Source organism: Herbaspirillum sp. UBA812 (assembly GCF_002296545.1).
GTDB lineage: Bacteria > Pseudomonadota > Gammaproteobacteria > Burkholderiales > Burkholderiaceae_D > Herbaspirillum > Herbaspirillum huttiense.
This window is the reverse complement of the sequence record NZ_DBIC01000286.1, coordinates 1-2,142: the sequence shown is the minus strand read 5'-3', so window position 1 is coordinate 2,142 and position 2,142 is coordinate 1. Positions and strand designations below refer to the sequence as shown.

Genomic DNA, 2,142 nt, shown 5'->3' with positions numbered 1-2,142 from the left:
TCGGTACTGGCGGGGAAACTGGTGCGGGCGGGTCCGGCGCTGCCGTGCAGGCTGCTCATGCGCAATCGTTCACTTTCGGCGCTGCCACGGCGCGGCGGGCCCAGGTCCAGCTCGGGGTGCTCGTCGCGGCCAGCCGGTGCGCCTCGGCCAAACATGGCACCCAGCAGCCATTTCAGGCCCAGCGCCAGCAAACCCAGCATCAGGACGGCGGCAATGCCACGGCTGATCTTGCCGCCCAGCGCATCCATCAGGGCCGCGCCGAACAGCGCTCCGCCCGGGCCATCATCGCCCGCGACCAGTTGTGAACGCACCAGCGACTCGACCGCGCTGCTGGCGGCCAGCAGCAGCAGGCTGCCGAACCACAGGCGAATGGCACCGCGCCCGCCGAAGATGGACTTGCGGCCGAGCGCGCGCGCTACCGTGCGCAGCAGCAGCGGCAGCAGCCAGAGGACCGACCAGCCAAACCATTTGACGAAAATCATGCTACTCCCAAACTTCACCGGCCTGGCAGCGCGCCAGCCGGCCTCGTGAATCCATGCAGTGCAAGCTGATGCTGCATCGCAGGCTGCGAGTGTAAACCAAACCGGTGCCCTGCCGCCGCCCATCGGCTGGCCTTTTGGTGCAGAGCACGCCCGGCCTCAACGGCCGTGACAATGGCAATCCACCACGTGATCGTTGATCACGCCCACGCCTTGCAGATAGGCGTAGATGATGGTGGAACCGACAAACTTGAAGCCGCGCTTGGCCAGCTCCTTGGAAATCGCATCCGACAGCGGCGTCTTGGCCGGGCAATCGGCCAGCGACGCCCAGCGGTTGACGATGGGCTGGCCATCGACCTTGCCCCACAGATAGGCATCGAGCCCGCCCACCTCCTCGCGCAGTTGCAGGTAGGCACGCGCATTGCCGATGGTGGCGGCCACCTTCAGGCGATTGCGCACGATGCCCGGATTTTTCAGCAATTGCGCCACCTTGCGCTCGTCATAACGGGCGATCTTCTCGGCATCCCAGTCGTCGAAGGCCTCGCGGTAGCTGTCGCGCTTGTTGAGCACGGTTTCCCACGACAGTCCGGCCTGGGCACCTTCGAGGTTCAGCATCTCGAACAGACGTGTTTCATCGTGGCAGGGCACGCCCCATTCGTGGTCGTGATACTGCACATAGCGGGGATTGGCCAGGTTGACCCAGCCGCAGCGGACAAGTGTTTGCGTCATGATGGTGTTGTTTTCGTTCATTTCGCCGGATTCACACCGGCCACAGGGGCGGTTCATCCATCAGCGCGATCTGTTCGCGCAGTTCCAGGATGCGGTCCTGCCAGTAACGTTGGGTATTGAACCAGGGGAAGGCCACCGGGAACGCCGGGTCATCCCAGCGCCGCGCCAGCCAGGCGGAATAATGGATCAGGCGCAGGGTGCGCAGGGCTTCAATGAGATACAGCTCGCGTGGCTCGAATTCGCAGAAACTTTCATATCCTGCCAACAGGTCGGCCAGCTGGCCCACCATCTCGCGCCGTTCGCCCGAGAGCAGCATCCACAGATCCTGCACGGCCGGGCCGCTGCGGCTGTCGTCGAAATCGACGAAGTGCGGACCGGCATCGGTCCACAGGACGTTGCCGACGTGGCAATCACCGTGCAGGCGCAGGGTGCGGATCTCTCCTGCCCGCTCGTAGCAGCGCCGCACGCCGTCGAGCGCCTGCTCGACCGTGGTGCGCCAGGCGGTGGCCACATCCATGGGGATGAAATCGTGCGCCAGCAGCCAGTCACGCGGTTCTTCGCCGAAGCTGGCGATGTCCAGCGCCGGGCGGGACTGGAAGGGGCTGCGCAAGCCGACCGCATGGATGCGGCCGATGAAGCGGCCAAGACGCTCCAGGGTATCGGCATCGTCCAGCTCGGGTGCACGGCCACCGTGGCGGCGGAATACGGCAAAACGGAACCCGGCGTGGCGATGCAGGGTGGCGCCACTGTCGAGACGCATGGCCGGCACCACCGGCACTTCTTCGTCGGCCAATTCCTGCGAAAAAGCGTGTTCTTCGAGGATCTGCTCATCACTCCAGCGCAAGGGACGATAAAACTTGGCCACCAGCGGCGGGCCGTCTTCCATGCCGACCTGGTAGACGCGGTTTTCATAGCTGTTCAGGGCCAGCAGGCG

General features: G+C 64.9%; 2 protein-coding genes and 1 pseudogene. All 3 read right to left on the bottom strand.

From position 1 onward, the window contains the following. A pseudogene (locus tag B3873_RS19770) lies at nt 1-482 on the bottom strand (DNA translocase FtsK); the annotation flags it as partial. A 156-nt stretch (nt 483-638) separates the two neighbouring features. Then, nucleotides 639-1,208: a DNA-3-methyladenine glycosylase I gene (locus tag B3873_RS19765; protein ID WP_034330504.1), complete on the bottom strand. Its 570-nt coding sequence runs from the start codon at nt 1,206-1,208 to the stop codon at nt 639-641. A gap of 31 nt (nt 1,209-1,239) precedes the next feature. Continuing rightward, nucleotides 1,240-2,142, bottom strand: a 903-nt coding sequence (locus B3873_RS19760) for a serine/threonine protein kinase (protein ID WP_286868480.1), incomplete at its 5' end; no start/stop codon positions are given.